Source organism: Pseudomonas sp. DSV-1 (genome assembly GCF_035830915.1).
In the GTDB taxonomy this organism is placed as follows: Bacteria; Pseudomonadota; Gammaproteobacteria; order Pseudomonadales; family Pseudomonadaceae; genus Aquipseudomonas.
The window spans coordinates 4214132-4234395 of record NZ_JAYMYG010000001.1 but is presented as its reverse complement, the minus strand read 5'-3'; the positions used below and the strand labels follow the sequence as shown (position 1 = coordinate 4234395).

General features: G+C 58.2%; 21 protein-coding genes. 13 read left to right on the top strand and 8 right to left on the bottom strand.

The features are described from left to right. Nucleotides 1-58 precede the first annotated feature (58 nt). On the bottom strand, nt 59-598 hold the full coding sequence (locus VSQ83_RS19895; RefSeq protein WP_219261706.1) for an RNA polymerase sigma factor: 540 nt from the start codon (nt 596-598) through the stop codon (nt 59-61). A gap of 263 nt (nt 599-861) precedes the next feature. On the opposite strand from VSQ83_RS19895, the gene sctW reads away from it, so the two are divergent. The 13 genes from sctW to VSQ83_RS19830 all read left to right on the top strand — a co-directional run bounded on the left by sctW (nt 862) and on the right by VSQ83_RS19830 (nt 15420). Then, entirely contained in the window at nt 862-1968 is a 1107-nt protein-coding gene (gene sctW / locus VSQ83_RS19890; RefSeq protein ID WP_326427376.1) for a type III secretion system gatekeeper subunit SctW, read from the top strand. Then, nucleotides 1965-4058: a type III secretion system export apparatus subunit SctV gene (gene sctV, locus VSQ83_RS19885; protein WP_326427375.1), complete on the top strand. Its 2094-nt coding sequence runs from the start codon at nt 1965-1967 to the stop codon at nt 4056-4058. Before sctW ends, sctV begins: the two co-directional genes overlap by 4 nt. Then, the gene (locus VSQ83_RS19880; protein ID WP_326427374.1) at nt 4055-4642 is read left to right on the top strand and encodes an FHA domain-containing protein; all 588 of its coding nucleotides are present in this window, start codon (nt 4055-4057) and stop codon (nt 4640-4642) included. Before sctV ends, VSQ83_RS19880 begins: the two co-directional genes overlap by 4 nt. Then, complete coding sequence (locus VSQ83_RS19875) at nt 4643-4975, top strand: hypothetical protein (RefSeq protein ID WP_442800253.1); 333 nt, start codon at nt 4643-4645, stop codon at nt 4973-4975. Then, nucleotides 4972-6330, top strand: a complete 1359-nt coding sequence (locus VSQ83_RS19870; RefSeq protein ID WP_326427372.1) for a FliI/YscN family ATPase — start codon at nt 4972-4974, stop codon at nt 6328-6330. The genes VSQ83_RS19875 and VSQ83_RS19870 overlap by 4 nt, the downstream gene beginning before the upstream one ends. Further along, the gene (locus tag VSQ83_RS19865) at nt 6317-6763 is read left to right on the top strand and encodes a hypothetical protein (protein WP_326427371.1); all 447 of its coding nucleotides are present in this window, start codon (nt 6317-6319) and stop codon (nt 6761-6763) included. Before VSQ83_RS19870 ends, VSQ83_RS19865 begins: the two co-directional genes overlap by 14 nt. Further along, nucleotides 6742-7137: a type III secretion system HrpP C-terminal domain-containing protein gene (locus tag VSQ83_RS19860; RefSeq protein ID WP_326427369.1), complete on the top strand. Its 396-nt coding sequence runs from the start codon at nt 6742-6744 to the stop codon at nt 7135-7137. Before VSQ83_RS19865 ends, VSQ83_RS19860 begins: the two co-directional genes overlap by 22 nt. Nucleotides 7138-7142: 5 nt before the next feature. Further along, nucleotides 7143-8123, top strand: a complete 981-nt coding sequence (locus tag VSQ83_RS19855) for a FliM/FliN family flagellar motor switch protein (protein WP_326427368.1) — start codon at nt 7143-7145, stop codon at nt 8121-8123. After that, entirely contained in the window at nt 8120-8773 is a 654-nt protein-coding gene (gene sctR / locus VSQ83_RS19850; RefSeq protein ID WP_219261704.1) for a type III secretion system export apparatus subunit SctR, read from the top strand. The genes VSQ83_RS19855 and sctR overlap by 4 nt, the downstream gene beginning before the upstream one ends. Before the next feature lie 7 nt (nt 8774-8780). Beyond that, complete coding sequence (sctS, locus tag VSQ83_RS19845; protein ID WP_219261703.1) at nt 8781-9041, top strand: type III secretion system export apparatus subunit SctS; 261 nt, start codon at nt 8781-8783, stop codon at nt 9039-9041. 13 nt (nt 9042-9054) lie between these two features. After that, on the top strand, nt 9055-9852 hold the full coding sequence (gene sctT / locus VSQ83_RS19840) for a type III secretion system export apparatus subunit SctT (protein WP_219261702.1): 798 nt from the start codon (nt 9055-9057) through the stop codon (nt 9850-9852). Continuing rightward, a complete protein-coding gene (gene sctU / locus VSQ83_RS19835; protein ID WP_326427367.1) occupies nt 9849-10949 on the top strand; it encodes a type III secretion system export apparatus subunit SctU in 1101 nt (366 codons plus the stop codon). Before sctT ends, sctU begins: the two co-directional genes overlap by 4 nt. 67 nt (nt 10950-11016) lie before the next feature. After that, nucleotides 11017-15420: an AvrE-family type 3 secretion system effector gene (locus VSQ83_RS19830; RefSeq protein WP_326427366.1), complete on the top strand. Its 4404-nt coding sequence runs from the start codon at nt 11017-11019 to the stop codon at nt 15418-15420. Nucleotides 15421-15436: 16 nt separating this feature from the next. Here the strand turns inward: VSQ83_RS19830 and VSQ83_RS19825 are convergent, their stop codons facing one another. From VSQ83_RS19825 to sctJ, 7 genes are read right to left on the bottom strand one after another with little or no spacing between them, the layout of a single operon-like run. After that, nucleotides 15437-15835 carry a type III secretion system chaperone gene (locus VSQ83_RS19825; protein ID WP_326427364.1) on the bottom strand — a complete coding sequence of 133 codons (399 nt, stop codon included), beginning with the start codon at nt 15833-15835 and terminating at the stop codon, nt 15437-15439. 34 nt (nt 15836-15869) lie between these two features. Continuing rightward, nucleotides 15870-16073: an HrpT family type III secretion system protein gene (hrpT, locus tag VSQ83_RS19820; RefSeq protein WP_326427363.1), complete on the bottom strand. Its 204-nt coding sequence runs from the start codon at nt 16071-16073 to the stop codon at nt 15870-15872. Then, nucleotides 16070-18100, bottom strand: a complete 2031-nt coding sequence (gene sctC / locus VSQ83_RS19815; RefSeq protein WP_326427362.1) for a type III secretion system outer membrane ring subunit SctC — start codon at nt 18098-18100, stop codon at nt 16070-16072. Before sctC ends, hrpT begins: the two co-directional genes overlap by 4 nt. Further along, nucleotides 18100-18318: a type III secretion protein HrpF gene (locus VSQ83_RS19810; protein WP_219261701.1), complete on the bottom strand. Its 219-nt coding sequence runs from the start codon at nt 18316-18318 to the stop codon at nt 18100-18102. The genes sctC and VSQ83_RS19810 overlap by 1 nt, the downstream gene beginning before the upstream one ends. A 21-nt stretch (nt 18319-18339) precedes the next feature. After that, nucleotides 18340-18954: a type III secretion system stator protein SctL gene (gene sctL / locus VSQ83_RS19805; RefSeq protein WP_219261700.1), complete on the bottom strand. Its 615-nt coding sequence runs from the start codon at nt 18952-18954 to the stop codon at nt 18340-18342. Continuing rightward, the gene (locus VSQ83_RS19800) at nt 18932-19504 is read right to left on the bottom strand and encodes a type III secretion protein (RefSeq protein ID WP_219261699.1); all 573 of its coding nucleotides are present in this window, start codon (nt 19502-19504) and stop codon (nt 18932-18934) included. Before VSQ83_RS19800 ends, sctL begins: the two co-directional genes overlap by 23 nt. Next, entirely contained in the window at nt 19501-20247 is a 747-nt protein-coding gene (gene sctJ / locus VSQ83_RS19795) for a type III secretion system inner membrane ring lipoprotein SctJ (RefSeq protein WP_219261698.1), read from the bottom strand. Before sctJ ends, VSQ83_RS19800 begins: the two co-directional genes overlap by 4 nt. Nucleotides 20248-20264 lie beyond the last annotated feature (17 nt).

Sequence of the window (20264 nt, the reverse complement as noted above, 5' to 3'; positions counted from 1 at the left end):
CCTTTCTGCACGCTAGCCCTCACCATGGACCTCTCTGTGCAGATGTCCGTGGTGAGCACTAGCAGTGGGTGGCTATCTTGAGCTGCTCCCGGGCCCGCGAGATGCGTGAACGAACCGTCCCTATGGGGATTTCCAGAACATTGGCCGTGTCGCGATAGCTGCCGCCGCTTTCCAGCGACGCGTACAGCGTATTGCGCATTTCGGTTGGCAGCCGGTTTATGGCCGTGAGGGTCAGTTCAAGACGTCGACGGATTTCGAACTGACCACCCGGGTCGCTGGCGCAGTGCTGCTCAGGGCAGAGCGTCTCGTCGAACTCGCAATGTACCGGCCTGGCGTACAGCCGGCGAAAGTGATTGCGAATCAGATTCTGGGCAATGCCGCACATCCATGTGCTCAGTGTTGCCTGGCCATTGAAGCGGTGTTTGCTTCGCCAGGCCTCCAGACAGGTCACTTGAAAAATATCGTCCGCATCCTCGGGGTTCAATACGCGCTTGTGAATAAACGCTTTCAGTTTTTTCTGGAGCCCGGTCGACAGATCAAGGGGGGTGGCAGAAGAGGTCAAATGGGGAGGGGAGAAAACATCATCAAGGCGATTCATTTTTTATCCTCAGGTGAGCGCTATCGAAATGATTTCGACGAAGGCCTCCTAAGCACCGCCTGTGCCAATCAATGACTTGCCTATATGTTATTGTTTTTTAAAGGTTTTACTTTTCAGATTGCACACCTGTTGTGCTGAAACTTGCATGGCCTGTCCTGGGCTTGCGCCAACTTTTTCAAAAAAACATGTCAGCTACGCGCCGGGGAACCGTTTGCCCGGGGCCGGCCACACAGGACATCGAACCTTCCTGACTTGGCATCCCCATGAAATTTGACGGACGAAACGACGCCGTGCAGGCACTGAGCTCGATGCTCTCTTCGCGGGCCGTTCAATTTCAGACGCCGCAGTCGTCTCAGCAAAGCGCCGCCGAGGAAGTCGGCATGCTGTTCAGTCAGAAGGTCGAGAGCAGCAGCAAGGAACTGAGTCAACGCAAGCTGCGAACGCTGGATACTCAGGTTCAGAGAATTCAGGGTATTGAACAACTGAACGAACTCTATGAGCAGTTGGGTCATCCGGGCCAGCTCAGCCTGGGGCAACTGGCCCGGCAAGTTCGTCAGGAGCTGTTGTCAAAGCCGGATGTCGAGGGTTTGCTGACGTTGACCGGTGGTGATCCTGCTCGCACCCACGTCGTACTGCAGCACGTGACAGATCAGGCCCTGGCCCGCGGGCGTGAAACTGAAGCGGCGCTGGCGCGTGATTTTCAAGAGCAGGTGCAAGCCCGCTATCACCCGCAGATCCAGGCCGGGGTGAATATCGCGCTGGCGCTTAAAACGGCCGATGGCGATGCCGCATTGCGACAGGCGGTTCGTGTTTTGTATTACACCAGCGTTGTGGTGAAGCAATCGCTGGTGAGCATTACCCAGGCGCTGCTGGGGCTGTTCGGTGAAGAGGGGATCAGTGCCGGGCTGAGCATGATGAGACGAGCGCTGGCGGATGATCTTGCGGCCTACCGTCCCTCGGTGCCGACCATCAAGCTGCGAGCTTTGTTGCTCGGTCTGCAGGGTTGCAGTCAACTGGGCAGTGCCTTGGGTAACTGCCGTCTTTTTCTTGAGCGTTTGCCATCCCGTGAACGTCAGGCCGAACTGTCGGCCGTAGCCCTGATGCAGCGCCTGTTGGGATACGCGAGTACGGACATTGACGCCGAGGAGGTTCGAAGCCTGAGCCGGGAGTTGGGTGGCGCCAGGCTGTCCAGCCAACTGGTCTCGCTGAATCAACTCTACCCGTTGATTCAGCACCTTCCCCTGGTGCTGTGGAGTGATCCGGAAAAGCGCCAGACCACCTTGCAGCTTTTTTTGAGCCTGATGGGTGAACATACTCAGGCCGAAGGCATTGCCCAACTGAGGTCCGGGTTGTCGAGATTCATTCGATGATACTCGTCCAATGGCTCAATAAAGGCCTGGGCCGCGTTGCAAGTCCGGGAGAGGTGCTCGGGGCCATCGTGGTCCTGGGGATGGTATTTATTTTTATCGTGCCGCTGCCGACCTGGATGGTCGATATCCTGATTGCGGTCAATATCTGTATTGCCTGCCTGCTGATTGTTCTGGCGTTTTACTTGCCGAGTCCTTTGGCGTTCTCTTCGTTTCCTGCGCTCCTGCTGCTTACCACGATGTTTCGTCTGGCGTTGTCGATTGCGACGACCCGGCTGATCCTGATGGATCAGGATGCCGGTGACATTGTCGAGGCGTTCGGCAACTTCGTGGTGGGGGGCAATCTCGCCGTCGGGCTGGTGATCTTTCTGATCATCACCATCGTCAACTTTCTGGTGATTACCAAGGGCTCGGAACGTGTGGCCGAAGTGGCGGCGCGCTTCAGTCTGGATGCGATGCCTGGCAAGCAGATGTCCATCGACAGTGACTTGCGTGGCGGGTTGATCAATGGTGCGCAGGCTCGTCACAGGCGCGATGAGTTGTCTCGGGAAAGCCAGCTGTTCGGGGCAATGGACGGCGCCATGAAATTTGTGAAGGGGGACGCCATCGCAGGCTTGGTCATTGTTGTGATCAACATACTGGGCGGGTTTTCCACCGGCATGCTGCAACACGGAATGAGTGCTGCCCAAGCCATATCGCTGTATTCAGTGTTGACCATTGGTGATGGCCTGATCGCGCAGATTCCGGCGCTGCTGATTTCATTGACCGCAGGCATGATCATCACCCGTGTCGCTCCCGACGACCAATCCCCACGCAGCAACATCGGTACGCAGATCGAGCAGCAAATAACCGGCGAACCCAAGAGCTGGATAATCGCATCGGCGGGAATGCTGGCGTTCGCTGCCTTGCCCGGGATGCCGACCCTGGTTTTTTTCGGTATTGCCCTGGGCACCTTTTCGCTGGGGCTTTACCTGTTGCTGCGCAGCAGCAAGGTCGAGGAACTGCAACCGGTACAGGTGGAACAGATTGCCCCTGAACAAAACGGCGAAGAGGATCTGAGAGTGTTCGAACCGTCGCGCCCTTACTTGTTGCAGTTCGCCAGCGCACATCAGCATCAGGAGCGCACCACGCAACTTATTCACGGGATTCGTCAGGTGCGCAACAGCATTGTCACGACTGCCGGCTTGACCCTCCCTTCCTTTGAAATCGAATACAGCGCCCTGCTGGCCGAGGATGAATTCCGCTTTTGTGTTCACGAAGGGCCAGTGCTCAAGGCAACATTTGGTGACTGGCTGGCCGTGGCGCGGGACAGTGTCGACCCGCACCCCCCGAGTGCGTTTAGAGGCAGCGAGCAGCGAGATGAACTGGACTGGCTATGGCTGCAACCCGACGACCCGCTGCTGGCCCGGGAAGAGGTCAGGTCGTTCAGTGCCCATGCCTTGATTCTCGAACGCATGCGCCAGGCCATGATGATCAGCGGGCCACGGTTTCTGGGGATCCAGGAGAGTAAATCGATTCTCGGCTGGCTTGAACAAAGCCAGCCTGAGCTGGTGCAAGAGCTGCAACGCATCATGCCGCTCTCTCGATTCTCTGGCGTCTTGCAGCGCCTGGCCAGTGAGGGAGTGCCCTTGCGCGCCGTGCGACTGATCGTTGAAGTACTGACCGAGCACGGCCAGCACGAACGCGAAGTGATCGCGCTGGCGGATTACGTGCGGATCGCCTTGAGGTCGCAGATCTATCACCTGCACAGCCAGATCGATGGTCTCCATGCCTGGCTGTTTTCACCCCACACCGAAAACATCTTTCGCGAAGCCTTGCGCCAGACCCAATCCGGCGTGTTCTTTGCTCTGGACAATGAGCACAGCACGCAGCTCGTGCAATTGCTCAAGGAGGCCTTCGAGGCTCGTAAACGCGAGAAAAGCGTATTGCTGGTGGCGCATGACCTGCGCAGCCCTCTGCGCACGTTATTGTTCGATGAGTTCAACCACGTGCCGGTCATATCGTTCGCCGAGTTGACGGGATCGGCCAAGGTCAGGGTGCTTGGCCGATTTGATCTGGAATACGAAGGCCTGCTGCGCGAGGTCGAGTCTTGAGCCTCGAACCCTGTGAGCCCGACGTGCTGTTCGAATTGCGGGTGCTGAGCGGTTTGCATCAGGGCGCTGCGTTGCCATTGTTCGGCGAGCAGTGGTGTATCGGCGCTCATCAGGAGGCCGACCTGGAGCTGTACGACCCCGGGATTGCAGATCGGCATGCCCGGTTGACCCGCGTTGACAGTCGATGGATTGTGCAGGCGCAAGAGGGGTTGTTGCTGGATGAAACTGGAGCGACCCTGGCGCACATTGCCAACCTGATCCCCGATACCGAGTTTTCCATTGGCGGTATTCGACTGTGCATCGCCAATGCACAAAGTCTCTGGAGGGAGGCGCCTGCAGCCATGGCTTGTGTGTCGAGCCAGGCCATGCCCGAACACAGGAGAACACCGCCCGAAGGGCGCATGGGGAAATGGTTGCTGGTCACCCTGACAGTGCTCGTGCTGGCCATGGCCGGGTTGGCCATATCGCCTTCCGGCACGGTGCCGCTTCCCGCCCCTAAGTCCTCTGCAGTCAGTGACAAGCGCCCGCTTGCGACGGTCCATCAGGTCCATCAGCAATTACTCAGCATGTTGATTGAGCGCTAGCTGGGCAATCGCATCACGCTGGAGGTGGCCGCAGATCAAATCACTCTGCGCGGGGACGTTGCTCAAGAGGCGCTGGCGCTGGTTTCACGCATGCTCGATCGCTTTGAGGCGCAGTTTGAAACATCAGTTTCGATCATCAACAAGGCGCGGGAAATCAGTACCGCGCTGCCCTTCAGGATCGTGCAGGTAATTGGCGGCAAACGGGCACATGTTGTTCTGGCAGACGGGCGTCGGCTGTTTTTCGGAGATGAGACTGACGGCGTACGGCTGACGGCGATCGACAATCATCGCCTGCTGTTTGAGGGGAAACAGCGCTATGAGGTGAACTGGTGAACCCCGGTATCGAAGAGCGTCTTGAGCGCTGGCGGCAACACCAGTGCGCAAGGCTGGCGAACGTTTCACCGGTGAACGCCTGCGGTCGCGTCCTGCGGGTCAATGGCATGTTCCTGAAATGTCGGTTGCCCCAGGCCCGGATAGGGGATTTATGCCAGGTCCAGACATCGGGCAACGACTGGATACTGGCTGAAATCATCGGCTTTGATCAGCAGGACGCAATGCTCAGTGCTCTGGCAGGACTGGAAGGCATTGCAGCGGGCGCGGCAGTTGAACGGCTGGGGGGCACGCATCAGGTTCGTGTGGGGGATGATTTGCTGGGGCAAGTGCTCGACGGGTTTGGCCGACCGCTTACCGGCCACGGCCAGGGAGCCTTCGCCCGACCGCCTTGCATCGATGCCAGTGCGGTGGTGTGCGAGGCGCCATTGCCCACTGAGAGGCCGCGTATCTGGCGTGCATTACCCACGGGGGTGCGGGCAATCGATGGCGTATTGACCCTGGGCGAGGGGCAGCGGGTGGGGCTGTTTGCCGGTGCCGGTTGTGGCAAGACCACATTGCTGGCTGAAATCGCCCGCAACGTTGATTGCGATGTGATCGTCTTTGGCCTGATTGGCGAACGTGGCCGCGAGTTACGTGAATTTCTCGACCATGAACTGGACGATGGATTACGTGCCAAGGCGGTGCTGGTGTGTGCGACCTCGGATCGTTCAAGTATGGAGCGGGCGCGGGCAGCCTTGACGGCCACCGCTCTGGCCGAAGGTTTTCGGCGCAAAGGCCAGCGGGTTTTATTACTGATCGACTCCCTGACGCGCTTTGCCCGAGCCCAGCGCGAAATCGGGCTGGCTGCAGGCGAACCGTTGGGGCGGGGCGGGTTGCCGCCATCGGTTTACAGCATGTTGCCGCGTTTGGTGGAGCGTGCGGGCCTGACCCGGGACGGCGTTATCACCGCCATTTATACCGTGCTGATCGAGCAGGACTCCATGAGCGACCCCGTGGCAGATGAAGTTCGTTCCCTGCTGGACGGGCACATTGTGTTGTCTCGAAAACTGGCAGAGCGCGGCCACTACCCGGCGATCGATGTGCTGGGCAGCCTGTCCCGGATCCTCAGCAACGTTGCAGTGCCCGAGCATGTGCAAAACGCCTCGTCATTAAGGCGTTTGCTGAGCGCCCATCAGCAGGTCGAATTGATGCTTAAGCTGGGTGAATACCAGGCGGGAAACGATGCACTGACCGACCTGGCCGTGGATAGCCGACCGCAGGTGGATGCCTTCTTGCGACAGGATCTGCGTGAGCCCGCGTCGTTTCAGGCAACTCTGGAACATTTGAACGAGCTGACTGCCCATGTCCCAGTCTGAGGTGTCCCTTTCTGAAACCCGCGCTCTTGCGCGTTTGCGTGGCCATCGAGCCGATCGGGCCGAACGTATGTTGCAACAAGCTTTGATCGAGCAGCGAGCTTTGGACCTGCGTATCGAGCAAGCCCGCACGGCGGTTGAACAAGCCCGTGACCGGGAAAGCCGTCAACGGGTTGAGTTGCTGCACCGGTACCAGGGGCAGGCTGTGTCCCGCCATATGTTGTCAGGCTGGAATGAAACGCTGCACAAGGTGTCGGCGCAAACGGTGGAGCAACAAAGAGTCTTGCAGTCGCTGCTTGAACGCCAGCCCCATCAAGTCTCGAATGTCGAGCGCGCCCGCAAGCAGGTGTCAGCGAGCCAGCGTCAAGTCGAGAAACTGCGTGAGTTGTCGATACTGCTGGCAGAGGAGGGGGCATGGCCCAGTCATCAGGATTGAAGCCGGCGCTGTTGTCCTTTCATGACTATCAGGCGCCAGCGACAGCCCCTGTGTCGGACGCAGACAGCCAGCTGTTTGCCGACAACCTGTCAGGCACCGATAGCGGGCTGGCCCGGGCGATGTCTGAGCAACTGCTGTCTCGTATGGTGGTGACCGGGCAATTACCCCTGCAGTTTGTGATCTGCCTTGCGCGTCGCGGGCGGATTAATGTCCGCGCCCGGTATGAGTGCCAGGGCTGGAGTATTTCGCTGGGAGCTGAGCAATCCGGCACCCGGCAATGGCTCGCGCGCCAGCAGCAACATTGCCAGCAAAGCCTGGCCCGAAAACTGGGGCTGCCCGTCAGTATTCAACTGACGCAGGAGCACAGGAGGTGAGTGTCATGCCCATCACCTGGCCTCGTCTGGATGCCCGACAGGTAGCGGCTTATCGCCGATTGGGTCGTGGCATCCGTTTTTCGTTCCAGGTCGCTGGCGAGCCCGCAGAGCTTTTACTTGAGCCGGGTCATGGGCCAAAAACCGCGGTATCACACTCATTTGATAGCCAGTGCGGCGTCATCACCCTCAGTGACGCGGGCGCCCTGTTGAGTTTGTTCGGAGAGTGCCCGGTGGTTTTGGCCGATGGCATCAATGATCCGGACTCATGGTTCTGGGCTCTTTTTCAGCAACGCATGAGCCCGCAATTAACCCGGATTTTTGGCTATTTGCGACCTCTGGCCGCTGTGCAGCAGCACACCTTCGAATGCCGGATCAGTGTGAGGGTCGGGCAGTCACGCAGCGTTGGCCAACTGAGCATGGCGCCTCAAAGTCTGCTGATGCTGCATGACGCGGGAGGATGGCAGGCAATCAGGGCACCGTTGCCCGAGGACTTTGCGCTGGCAGTATCCGTGGTGCTCGGATGCTTGCCGTTGGCAGTTGAGCTGTTACGCACAGTGCGCGTTGGTGACGTACTGATGCCGGAGCATGGGCAGTTCAACGCCGATGGCATTGGCCAGCTGAGTGTAGGGCGATTGCGGCTGCAAGCGCAGATTGATGATGAGGGCGGGCGCCGGAGCCTGTGTGTTTTTTCTATCGAGGAGTCAGCTGTGGATGACGTTAGGTTGGCAGGCACTGAGGTTGCCGGGGATGAGGTTGCTGAGCCGTTTGAAACCTTGCTGGTGGATCTGAGCGTGCGTTGCGGAGTGCTCAGGCTGAGCCTGGGTGAGTTGCGGCAATTGGCTCCCGGTACGGTGTTGAATATTGAAGGCTACAGCACAGGCATGGCCGGGCTGTACTACGGCGATCGTCCGGTCGGGCACGGTCAACTGGTAGAGGTCGATGGGCGTCTTGGCTTGCAGTTGTCGCGCATCAGTTTTTCGCGATGACGGTTCAAGGGGTTGATCCCCTTCTGCTGGCGCTGTTTCTCGCGGGGCTGTCATTGATGCCGATGCTGCTGGTGGTGTGCACGGCCTTCTTGAAAATCTGCATCGTGTTGATGATTACCCGTAACGCCATCGGGGTGCAGCAGGTGCCACCGAGCATGGCCCTCTATGGCATTGCGCTTGCCGCAACGCTGTTTGTGATGGCGCCCGTGGGCTATGAAATTTCCCGGATCCTCAAGCAGTCGCCAGTGGATCTGAGCAGTGTTCAAGCCTTGCAGGACAGCGGGCTTCAGGCCGTAAAACCGTTGCAGGCGTTTATGTCGCGCAACACCGACCCCGATGTGCTGACCCACCTGCTGGAAAATACCGCCCGCATGTGGCCCCCGGAAATGGCGCAGCAGGTCAGTCGCGATGACCTGATTCTGCTGGTTCCGGCCTTTGTCCTGTCGCAATTGCAGGCGGGGTTCGAGATCGGTTTTTTGATCTACATCCCGTTCATTGTCATCGACTTGATCGTGTCGAACCTGCTGCTTGCCCTCGGCATGCAAATGGTCTCGCCCATGACGATTTCACTGCCGCTCAAGCTCCTGCTGTTTGTACTTGTCTCGGGCTGGACACGTCTGCTGGACAGCCTTTTCCTGTCCTATCTGTGAGACGCCAATGGACCCGATTCTAGTGTTCAAGCAAGGCATGTTGCTGGTGGTGGTGCTGTCCGCGCCACCGCTGATTGTGGCGGTGGTGGTGGGGGTGCTGACGTCGTTGATCCAGGCGCTGATGCAGATACAGGACCAGACATTGCCATTCGGTATCAAGCTGGTCGCCGTGGGAATCACGCTGGCGCTGACCGGGCGCTGGATCGGGGTCGAATTGATTCAATTGACCAATCTTACCTTCGACATGGCTGCGCGTACGGTGCAGTGAATGGAGCTCTGTCATGGCGCCACAGATACCTTTTCTGGAGTACTTGCCCAGCCTCGCCATTGCAATGGCGCGCCTGTACCCCTGTTTTTATCTGATCCCGGCATTTTGCTTTCAGCATGTGAAAGGGATGCCTCGTCATGCCATCGTTTTTTCATTGGCGCTGATGCCGACTCCGGGTATTCACCACAACCTGTCGGGCATGGATTACAGCCTGCTCGCGATAATCGCGCTGGTGCTTAAAGAAGCGGTATTGGGTTTTTTGCTGGGGATGCTGCTGTCCATGCCCTTCTGGTTGTTCGAGTCGGTGGGGGCCTTGCTGGACAATCAGCGTGGCGCCTTGATCGGCGGGCAACTCAACCCGTCACTGGGGCCGGATGCCACGCCAATCGGGCATATGTTCAAGCAGCTGAGCATTTTTTTGCTGATCGTGACCCTGGGCCTGGGCAGCCTGACCCAGGTGATCTGGGACAGTTACCTGATCTGGCCGCCAACCCTTTGGTTTCCGGCCCCAGGGGCAGATGGCTTTGCCATTTATTTAACGCTGCTGGGCGATACCTTCACCCACTTGGTGCTTTATGCCGCCCCTTTTATCGCGCTGCTGCTGATCGTTGAATTCGCGGTTGCCCTGCTGAGCCTCTATAGCCCTCAGTTGCAGGTATTCGTGTTGTCGATGCCCGCCAAGAGCCTGGCCGGGCTGTGCTTTCTGTTGCTCTTTCTGCCGCAGTTGCAGGACCTGATTGTGGAGCGCATGGGCCGGCTGGGGGATCTTGGGCATTCCCTTGGCCTGTTGTTCAAGATCCCGCTGCCATGAGTGAGGACTCGGGTGAAAAGAAATTCGACGCGAGCCAAAAAAAGCTGAAAGACCAGCGTCAAAAAGGCCAGGTCGCGCAGAGCCAGGACATTGGCAAGCTGTTGGCGCTGACCGCCATCAGCGAAATTGCATTGTTATCGGCTCACAGCAGCATGCAACGGCTCGAGCAATTGCTGATGTTGCCCGTGACCTTGATCGGGCAACCCTTTGGCCGTTCGCTGCAAGCGGTTATCGCCGAGGCGGGCTACGTGTTTTTTGGCTTTGCCTTGCTGATGACAGGCACTGCAATCGTCATGAAGTTGATCAGTAGCTGGTTGCAGTTCGGCTTTTTGTTTGCCCCCGACGTCCTGACGCCGGATTTCAGTCGGCTCAACCCTTTCAATCAAGCCAAACAGATGTTTTCGGCTCAGTCGTTGATGACTTTGTTCACCGGGCTGATCAAGGCGCTGCTGATCTGTGTGGTGCTTTACCAGGTGACAGGGCCTTCCCTGGGAGCGTTGGTGGGGCTGGTCAACACCGACTTGCCCGGCTACATCGACGCGTTGATGATCTTGTTCCGGTATTTGTTGCGCGTGTGCCTTGGGCTGTTGCTGGTGCTTGCGCTGGTAGATCTGGCGTTGCAAAAGTACTTTTTTGCCAAACGCATGCGCATGACCTACGTCGAAGTGGTCAAGGAGTACAAGGGGATGGAGGGTGATCCCCACGTCAAGATGATGCGCCGGCAACTGGCTTTCGAGCTGGCTCAGGAAGACCATGCGCCCCCACTGCCGCCCCTGGAAGAGGCCGATATGTTGCTGATCAATCCGACTCATTTTGCGGTGGCGCTGTACTACCGCCCACCACACACACCCTTGCCGATGTTGCTGGAAAAAGGTGCCGATGCCCGGGCGCGGCAGATGATCGACAGAGCCAGGGCCGCGGATGTGCCTGTGGTTCAGTGTGTCTGGCTGGCTCGTACGTTGTATGGCGAAGAGGTCGGCAGTTGCATTGGCCGTGAGACGTTGCAGGCCGTTGCGCTGGTCTATCGCACCCTGCGCGAACTGGATGCAGACGCTCTGCATCAAACCATTGAACTGCCGGAGCTTGAACGCCGCTAACCGGGAGGGAACCGGGATGGCGTTTAAAGCCACTTCATCGACATCATCCGGTTGAATCGAGCCTGTCATGCCTTGGGAACCCATAGATCCGATCCGTGCAGAAATGAGCAGGCGAGTGTCTTTGAACGTCACCGATTCGAGTCCTGCAGGCATTCAGCAAAAAACCGCGATACACCGAATCGGCAAGAAAATTGCCAGCCTTTTTCAGCCGCGGCGTAACGTCAGCCCACTGCCGCAATTGACGCAGTTGCGCAGCTATGGGCAACCGACCATCGCCTTCAGTGCCCGCTTGCACAATGGCAAAGTCGTTACCGAGGGCTCGCACGTCGGACAAGATATTGCCTGCCAGCTTAATCGGTTGCCCAGGCGCTTTATGCCAGATCCCGCGTGCGTAGCCCAAGGGCAGGGCCTGCGGATCCTGGACGAGAAGCTCAATGATTTTCATATCCAGTCCACACCTGCTGTCGCCGGGGTGCTCAAAAGCAGCTGCACCCTGGCTGCTCAGCCGTGGCCCCCGGCGAACCCCGGACGGGCTCATTTAGGGCTGGTCAGTGGCGTCTATACCACCGCCAAAGGTGAGCAGTTTCGCCTGGTGGAGCAGCGTCTGCACCGCTTTGAGCCGCAAGCCTTCAGTTGGTTAGCCGACAAGGATCAGACCCTGTACAGCCGTCTGGGTCTGAGCAAAGAAGGTGCGCTGATGAAAGTCCCGCTTGGGGTCAGTGACATCAGTGTCGAGGGCGATACCCAGGTCCGTCTGGAGCAGTCGGTGCATGGCGCCTCGCTTGAGATCGCACGCGGCAATCAAGTGCCGGGGGGGCGTCTGCAGCCTGTCGACGCAGCGGGCGAGCCGCTGGAATTGACGCGCATAGGTTTGGCCGGTGATGTGCTGTATGCCGTAAACACTAGGGAAGAACTGCTGCGTGGGGACTTGCCTGGCGCCGAAGGCGGGCGCTTGACCATGGTTCATCAGCCAGTCGAGCGATTTGAGCAGGTGTACAGGGGAGGTGTCAGTTTCAAGGGCTTTATGCATGACGATCATGGTCAACTCAACGCGTTGCTGCTTGATGCCCACAAGCAGCTTCACAGTAGCCCGCTGTCGGATACGGCCAATCAGGCGTCGGGCTGGAATCTCAGTGATGTGATTTGCAAAGTGATCGACAAGGGTTTGCCTCAGCCCGGCTTGCAGGCGCTCGCCAATGTTGTGGATCTTGGTCAACGGGGCAAGGTCGTCCTGCAAGGCGACACTTTGTCGTGCTGGGATCCCGGGGGGCAGTGCTGGGATAAAACCACTCTGGCCAATGTGGAATATTTGGCGCGGGGCCTGGACGGTCGCGCGTATGTGTTGCAATCCGGAGAGTTGAAAGCGCTGGCCTTGCACAAAAGCCGCGAACCCATGCACCTGGGGGCCAGTCATGATTTGGCCCCTGCAAACGTAGCTCGCACTCATGTCAGCCTGGACGAAGTCATGGCCGGTAATGCCGAGGGCGCAATCAGGGCATTTGCGGTGGACAATGGCCGACGCTTTGTCAGCCTTGATCATGAAAACCGCCTGCATGCCCATGTTGATGGTAAAGAAACCCACTTGAAATTTGCCCAACCCAAGGATGTGCAGGCACTGGCGCTTGATCATCTTGGCAATTTGTATGCGCAAAGCCGCACGGGTGAATTGTTGCGGCTGGACAAGGCTCACTGGCAGACCCCTGGTGCAGGGGAGGTCGCCTGGGCGCCGGTGACAGTGCCAGGCAATGAGCGTGTGCACTCATTGCGCATGGGCGCAGACCGGCTGATTGCCAGTTGGGGGCACAACAGCGCTCATAACAATCGCTGGGGTGAAAAATATCGGCAGTTGATAAGTACCCCGGATGGGGCGTTGCAATGGGCGCCGGTGGCCTCGCAAACGGTGCGAGAAGGCCACCTGGGCACAGTGTTGCGTGAGGGTGAAATAAAGGGTCAGAAAAATGCAACGGCCTGGACGGTGACTTCAAGCGTTGCAGGCCAAAAGACCGAAGGGCTGACTACTGACCGAGGGTATTTCAAAGGCTTGAGGGCGCATTTCAAGCCAGGTGAAGGTATCCGCCACCTGGGGCAGGATATCCAGCATCGGACCAAAGGGCGCGCCGGACTGCAAGGTCTGTATGCCGCCGACAAGGCATTGCGTGCTGACTTGAAAGGGCTGGCAAATGCCCGGCCCGCCCTGCAGGACATGCAGTCACGAGTCGGTCAACTGAGTCAGCGCGAGCTGGCCCTGGCGCTGGAAAGCGCGATCGCCCTGGTGGAAAAAAACAGCACGACTTCGGCTCGCAAACTGGGTGACTTGCACGGGGCGCAAGTTACCCAGGCGGCGCCCGATGCAGCAGCCAACAGTGCCCTGGGCAAGGCGCAATCCAGTCTCTGCCAGCTACGCCAGGCGTTCGAGTCCTGCGCGCCCTCAAAGACCAATGCCACGGCGGCCCTGCTTCGCAGTTATGAGACTCAGGGCCTGATGTTGTCCGGGTATAACCCAGCACAACTACGGGACTTGAAAAACCCTACCGCGTTGGTTGAGAGCGATTTGATCCATCATGCGCAGACACTATCGCGGTTAAGCACGCTCATCACCAGGCTGGAGGGAAGCCACCCTGACCTGGCCCGGATCACCGCGTCCCTGGAGGAGGTGATGAAGGGGTACGAGGGCAATGAGGTGCACAAAAAAGTGGTGCAAAACATCAACAGTCACGCTCAGGCAGAAGATCTGTACAAGAACTTCAAGCTATTGGCAAAAGACTTGGGTACGCCTGGATCAGCACTGAATATGCATATTACGCATCTGCTGGGTCTGCCCGGGCAGGGCGGCATCAAACAAGCCCTGATGCAAGAAATCCAGCAGCTGGAAAGTGGCCAGTCCATTGCCTCGAGCCGAAGCAAGACCAAGGGCGCCGGGGTCGCGGCTTTAGGCGTGGCGCCTGTACCGGTTCTGGAACTCTCGATAGGCGCTTCACGGTCCAGGTCCAACGGCGTAACGCTCAGCCGAACCGATACGGGGGCCAGCGTCGACATCAAAATGAACACTACTCATGCCCTGAATGCTGCGCTGGGCGCGGGCGTCACGTTGGCGCCAGTAGGCGGTGCTCTCCTCGGGGCGGGGGTCAGGGCGGGGGCTGAGGCCAGCCTGGCGGTTGCACGGGAAACGACTGCGAGTGTCAGCTTTGAGATCAAGGAAGCCGATTTTTCAAGAATGATGGAGCTGCTTACGGGGGAGAAGGGCGATGTCTTCGACTTGCTGGACCTTGGCAGCGCCCATCAAAGCGGCAAAAGCTCGAAAAACAGTGTCGACCTGAACCTCTCGGCCTTTATTCAAGGCCGTGCCCACTTCAAGGCGCAGGAAAACTCCCAGGCTCTGAACGGTCTGGTTCGTGCGGTCATTGGCGGGAGCGCCAATCTTAACCTGGCGCATTTCGACAAAAGCAGTGCGCGGACCCAAGGGGAGCATGAGGTTACCCGCACCCATGGGGATAACTTTCAGCTCTTGAGCAAAGGCAGCGCTTCTATCGGAGCGGGCGCTGCCAACGCGGTGGTGACCGCTCAAGTGGCGCCAGATGGCTCAACGCTGTCGGGCTTTATCGGGTCTGAGGTTGCACTGACTGTCAGTTTTGACCGCAGTGCCAGCCATGCCTTTCGCTTTACTTTCAAGCACTCGCCTTTGGTCGAGCAGGCGCAGGTTGATGAGTTGCGTGATGGGATTGCGCGCTTTTCGGCACCCTTGAGGGCTCAATTGCAAGCGCTCCCATCGCCGGGAGGCGAGATTGGTGAGCAACTGCACAGCCTGCATCAACTGCTCGCCAAGTCGCCGCCTCCAGTGACTCGTACAGAGGAACACTTTGTGCTCAAGGATCAACTGCAAAAACGGGTTCATCAGCACGAGCTGGCCGCGCAGGGCAAGCGCGAGCTGAGCTCGGTTGAGCGTACGGTGTCGTTTGTAGGCCTGGACGGTAATGCAAAACATGAATGGCTGGACGACACCGCCCCGGCAAACAAGGCGGCGATTCTCCAATTGCTGGGTAACCCGCAATTGGCGCAAACACTCAATGATCTGCAGAGCAACAAGGGCACCTCAGTGACTATCGGGCTGGAAGTCAGGCCGGACGTTCTTCGCATGCTTGAGCGTACAGTCGATGATGGCCGTGACGCCCGGCATGATGTGCAACAGATACTGAAAAACCCGCACAACCTGCGAGTCAAAAGCATGAGTGTGAGTTACACCGCAAGCCGCTCCCACGGCATGACGTTACCTGTGCCTGTGCTGTCTTTTGGCAGCAGCGTAGCGCTGAGTCACACCCACAAGCTACTCAATGCCGAGTTCGAGTACGGCAAGGATGCCAATGTCCCTGTTCGGATGCTGTTCAAGGATGCTGTATCCGGCGTCGATAACAGCGACCTGCACCCTGAACAGCTTGAACAGACGATTCGCGATGGCCGTCGACCCGAGTTCTGAGGCGTTGGCCAGCCGTTCAGCCGGGCTGGCCCAGCAGTTGGCGCGTCGCTATGACCTGCTGGATAAACCCGCTGACCCACTGGCAAAAAGTAGCTTCAATCAAATGCTCGAGTGGGCACTGCGTACATAAGCGCACGCCCTCACTGCCATCGAGTGCCAACCAGCAACCGTGTAGCAGGTCGGGTTGAAAGTTGAGTCTGAGCAACTGGCGGTCGCGCTCAAGGGCAGGGTGGTTTGCACTCATTGCGCAATGCAAAAGTGCCGCGCTGCTTTGAGGTTGCAGTTCGATGACGCATACCTCCCGGTCCTGGCTGTCGAACAGCGCGCATACGCCATTGTCCAGTTGCAGGTTGACGTTGAGATGCTGACTCAGGGCTGCCAGTAGTCGCTGAGGTGTGGACGGGTGTTGATTCATCGAGGTCTCGCTATAGGGAGTTCAGCGGTTGGAACTATTGCTCAAGGCGCACCACCTGATGGTCTGGCCGCACGGCGTCAGGGCCTGTCTCTATGCGCATTGTTGGTGACCACCAGATCACCAGATTGCTGGCGCTGGACACTGGCCGCGTGCACACATCACCTTGGCATCGGGTGGCGCAACCTTGAAGAGAGATCCCCAGGGCAATGGTCATGGCAACAGCGAACACCCTGATCATTGGGGGGTACTCCGGGTGGGCGAAAGCAATGATGGGCGAGGTGCAGCCTTGAGTTCATCCTGGCCGGGCGGTCGAGTCGCAATAAACACTTCAGCCTGTTCTCCGGGCGCCAGCCACGGCCGGGGCCAGATACTGACCGCCAGAGTGTTGGCATTGCTGCATTCACTTTCATCGATGCGCACGCGGCTCTGGCTCTGGTTGTGCAAAACCAGCACGGCTACGTTGTAATGAGCGCTTTCGAACCATTGGCGTCGGTCGGGATCAACCCTCAGGAAGTTGGACGTTTTACACCCTGCCTCCGTTTCGGCAGGCATTGGCATGGCCGTGAAATGTGCAGGTACGCGGCCCTTGACCAAACTAGCCAGGGCTTGAGCAACTTCGGTGCGAGTGATCACGGGCTGCTGCGCTTCACGTCGTGCCAGGGGGCTGAGCGCGGCTTCGAGCACTGCCTGATCCGATTGCGGCAAGTAGCGTACAGGGTTGGTCTGATCGCCTATCAGCCGTGGTGTCAGGATAAACAGGCGCTCACGTCGGTTTTGAGTGGACTGCGACGAAGAAAACAGCGCTTTGCCCAACCAGGGAATACTTCCCAGCCAGGGCACCTGATTGCGGCTGTCGGCCTCTTGCGCGACATGAAATCCCCCTATGACCAGGGATTGTTGTTCGCTGATAACCGCCTGGGTACTGACGTTGCCTTTACGCACATCCGGTGTTGAGTCAGGCCCGGTGGTATTGGTAAAGGCGCCGTCCTCAATGTCGATGATCAAGTGAATTTGATTGGCCCCATTGGCCGCGATAACCCTGGGTATGACCTGGAAGCTGGTACCTGTGGTAACCGGCAAGATATTGGCCACCCTGTCACCGATGGCTCTGATGTATTGCGTGTGATTGAAGTCGATGACGGCCGGCTGATTCTCCAGTGTCATGATCGAAGGGTTGGACACCACCGTCGCCAGGCCGCGCACCTCCAGGGCCTTCACATCAGCCACGAAGCGATCAAATTGGGCAATGGAGACAGACGAAAAGCTGTTGCCTGACAGATTCCCCACTCCTGCCTGGAAGCGGCTGTTCTGAAACCCCCAGTTCACGCCCAGCTCTTTGAGTTGAGTGCGATTGATGTCCAGAATCAGAGCGTCTATTTCTACCAGTTTGCGTGGTACATCGAGCTCGGCGATCAAGGTTTGATACAGCGCCCGTCGCTCTGTGGCGTCGTAGATCAGCACGCTGTTGTTGCGCACATCGGCCTCCACCCTGATGTTGCCTGTACCTGTGGTTGCCCGGGCAGTTTTAGGCACAGGGGCCGGGGGGGGATTGGAAAAGGTGGAGCCGAGGCTGACTGGCGGGGGAGTGGTGGCTGGTTCAAGCGCCAAGGGGATTGATGATTTGTGATCGAGCAGCCCGCGCAACAGGCTGGCAATGCCAGGGACTGTCAGCTTTTCGCCCCGATAGTCGATCTGGCGATCCGCAGCGTTGGCGAACTGGAGCGTGAAGTTCAAAACATCCTGTTTGTTGGTCGTTTGTGCCCGCTTGCGGCTGAACTGCCTTATTTGCTCAATGTAGCGTTTTGGCCCTGAAACCAGGACTACGCCGATATCGGGCAGCTCACCCCAACCGAAGCGTTCATCCAGCAGCCCTATCTGACTCAGTGCAGTTTTCAAGTCGGCTACGGTGTCGTCCGCGACTTCCAGCCGAGCAGAGCTTTGCTGGTCCAGAGAACTGATGTGGAGCGTGTTGTTGTAGACGAACCATTGGAAGCGGTGCTCCAGAGCCAGCCGGTCCAGAAAGCCCTGCAGCGTATCGGCGCGAAGCTTGCCGTTGATGACGCCTTGCAACGAACCGTCAATCTGTAGCTGCAGACCAACGGTGTGGGCGAAGTCCGCCATAAAGTCGCGCAACTCCCGGTTGTTTGCTTCATGGGCATAGGGCGTTTTTTTCCAGTCATCGGGGATTGCAGCCATGACCTGTGGCATCAACATGAAAAGATACGGCAACAGTGCGATCTGGCTGGCGCGTTTGATCCCCATCATTACTGCACGGCATCGATAATGCTTTTGGTCAGGCTGTGCTTGAACCGGGTTTGCTCGGTGAGCGCGAACGTTGCGCTCGCCATGCTTCGCGAAGCCTCGTAGAACCGCATCATGTCTTCGACACCGGACTGATTGTTCAAGGCTATTTCATCCAGGTTTTTTTGGGCCTGGGCAAAGCGGGTATCAATTCGGCGCTGGACACTCTCGAACGAAGCCATAGTTCCTCCAACCATTAATATTCACGACTCAGTGGCGATTTGCCCATGATCGGTTCCGTCGGTGGGGGCAGGGATCAACAAGGCCTTAATTGCAGTTGCCCAGTCGATGCGCAGGTCTTCACAGGCGGTGACAAGCACCAGGGCCTTGCTGTCGAGACGTTCATCCGTTTGTAGTTGCCAGTGATTGTCTGGACGGGTGCCGAGCCACTGCCGAACAGGTTCAAGGGCCTGTGGATGGCAGCGCAAGGTGGCGTTCGCGGGCGGGCATTGAGCGCGCAGCAGATGCGCCAGCAGGGCGGCGATACGGGCAGGCTGTGGCACCTCATCGAGTAATTGAAGCAAGGCTTGGTTGACCACTGTTGAAGCGCTCGACTCGATCCCCTGGCACAAGGCCCGGTGTTCCAGTTGCCAGTGCGAGAGCTGGGCATTGGCCTGTTGCCAGAATTCGCCGTGGGCTTTTTTCAACAGGGCCTCGGATGCTGCATGAGCGTGACTCAGCAGTTCTTCGGCTTGTGCCTTTGCCTGTTCAAGGACTTGATTGACCTGGCCGCAGTCGATGAGGTTTTCGCGGGTAATCAGTGTCTGGGGCAGCCCGGGGGCGCCAGGCCGCAGTTCAATCGTGCGTCGTGACAGCATTGTGATTGCCCTCGGTGTTTCCTGAGTCTGGAGGGTATGTTTGCTCATGCCAGAGCACGGCTTGCCAAAGCACCTGAAGCCTGGACGGGCGGATATCCAACGGTGGTTTTTGCTCCAGTGCCATGATCCTTGGGGGCGCAAAGCGCAGTCGCAGCCGTTGCCACACGTGCGGCTCAACCCAAGCCCTCAGCAGCTGCAACGCGTCGTCGGCTGGCTTGAGCCAGCTCTGGGTGTGCAGGCCTGTCGCCAGGCGCTGGCACCACAGGCGCTGTGTCGCGTTTAGCTGATTTGGCAGCAGCGGGCGGCAAATATGATCGACCAGTTGCAACATGAAGTCGTGTTGCGACGGCTGGGCCAATGCCAGATAAACCAGGCTGGCAGAAGGTTCGCAGGGCAGGCAGGGGGTAATGGAAAAAGCCTTGCTCACGGCCGAGTGCCGGTTACGGGTTAGCGCACCCTCAGAAACAACAGCTTCAACGTTGCGCCAGTCCGGATGCGTTTGGCGCCATGGGAAGGCCCACCACTGAGCCCACAGGTCAGCCTCGTTCATGCAGAGCCTTCCTCAGGTGGGGGCGTTTTATTTCTCGACTTCAGCCACATGACAGGGCCGGTAATCGCAAGAAGGAGCCCAAACACTCCAACGGCAAAGGTTTTTTTCCAGAACCCCAGGTTTTGCTCCGGCACCAGAAAAGGACCGAAGAAGAGCAACTGCTGCTTGTCTTTAAACGCCGTCGACGGGACAAATACCGTGGTTATTTTGTTCGGGTTGTCTAATGCCGTGGCCATGCCCGGAATGCTGCTGGCAACCATTCGGCGTACCCGAGACTGAATGCTGTCGGGGTCCAGCCTTGAGTCATGTTTGATGAAGACCGAAGCCGACGCGGGCTGAACTGCCTCGCCCGGGGCTACGCGCTCGGGAAGCACCACATGCACACGCGCAACGATGACACCCTCTATGTTTGACAGCGTGGCTTCGAGTTCCTGTGACAAGGCGTGGATGTAGCGGGCACGCTCTTCCAGCGGGGTAGAAATGACTCCCTCCTTGCGAAAGATTTGTCCCAGTGTCGAGCGCGTTGCCTTGGGTAGCCCGGCGGCTGCCAGAGTCTTGATAGCCCGGCTGATATCCTGCGCACTCACCCGCACGGAGACTCCGTTTTTGGTAGGGATCTTTTGGCTATGGACTTGTTTGTCTGCCAGTTCGGCGATGACTTCATTGGCTTCCTGTTCGGAAAGCTGGCTGTGAAGCTCCACACTTTCACCACAACCGGCCAAACAGATTACGAGCAAAAACATCAGGCTCTTGATAAGGC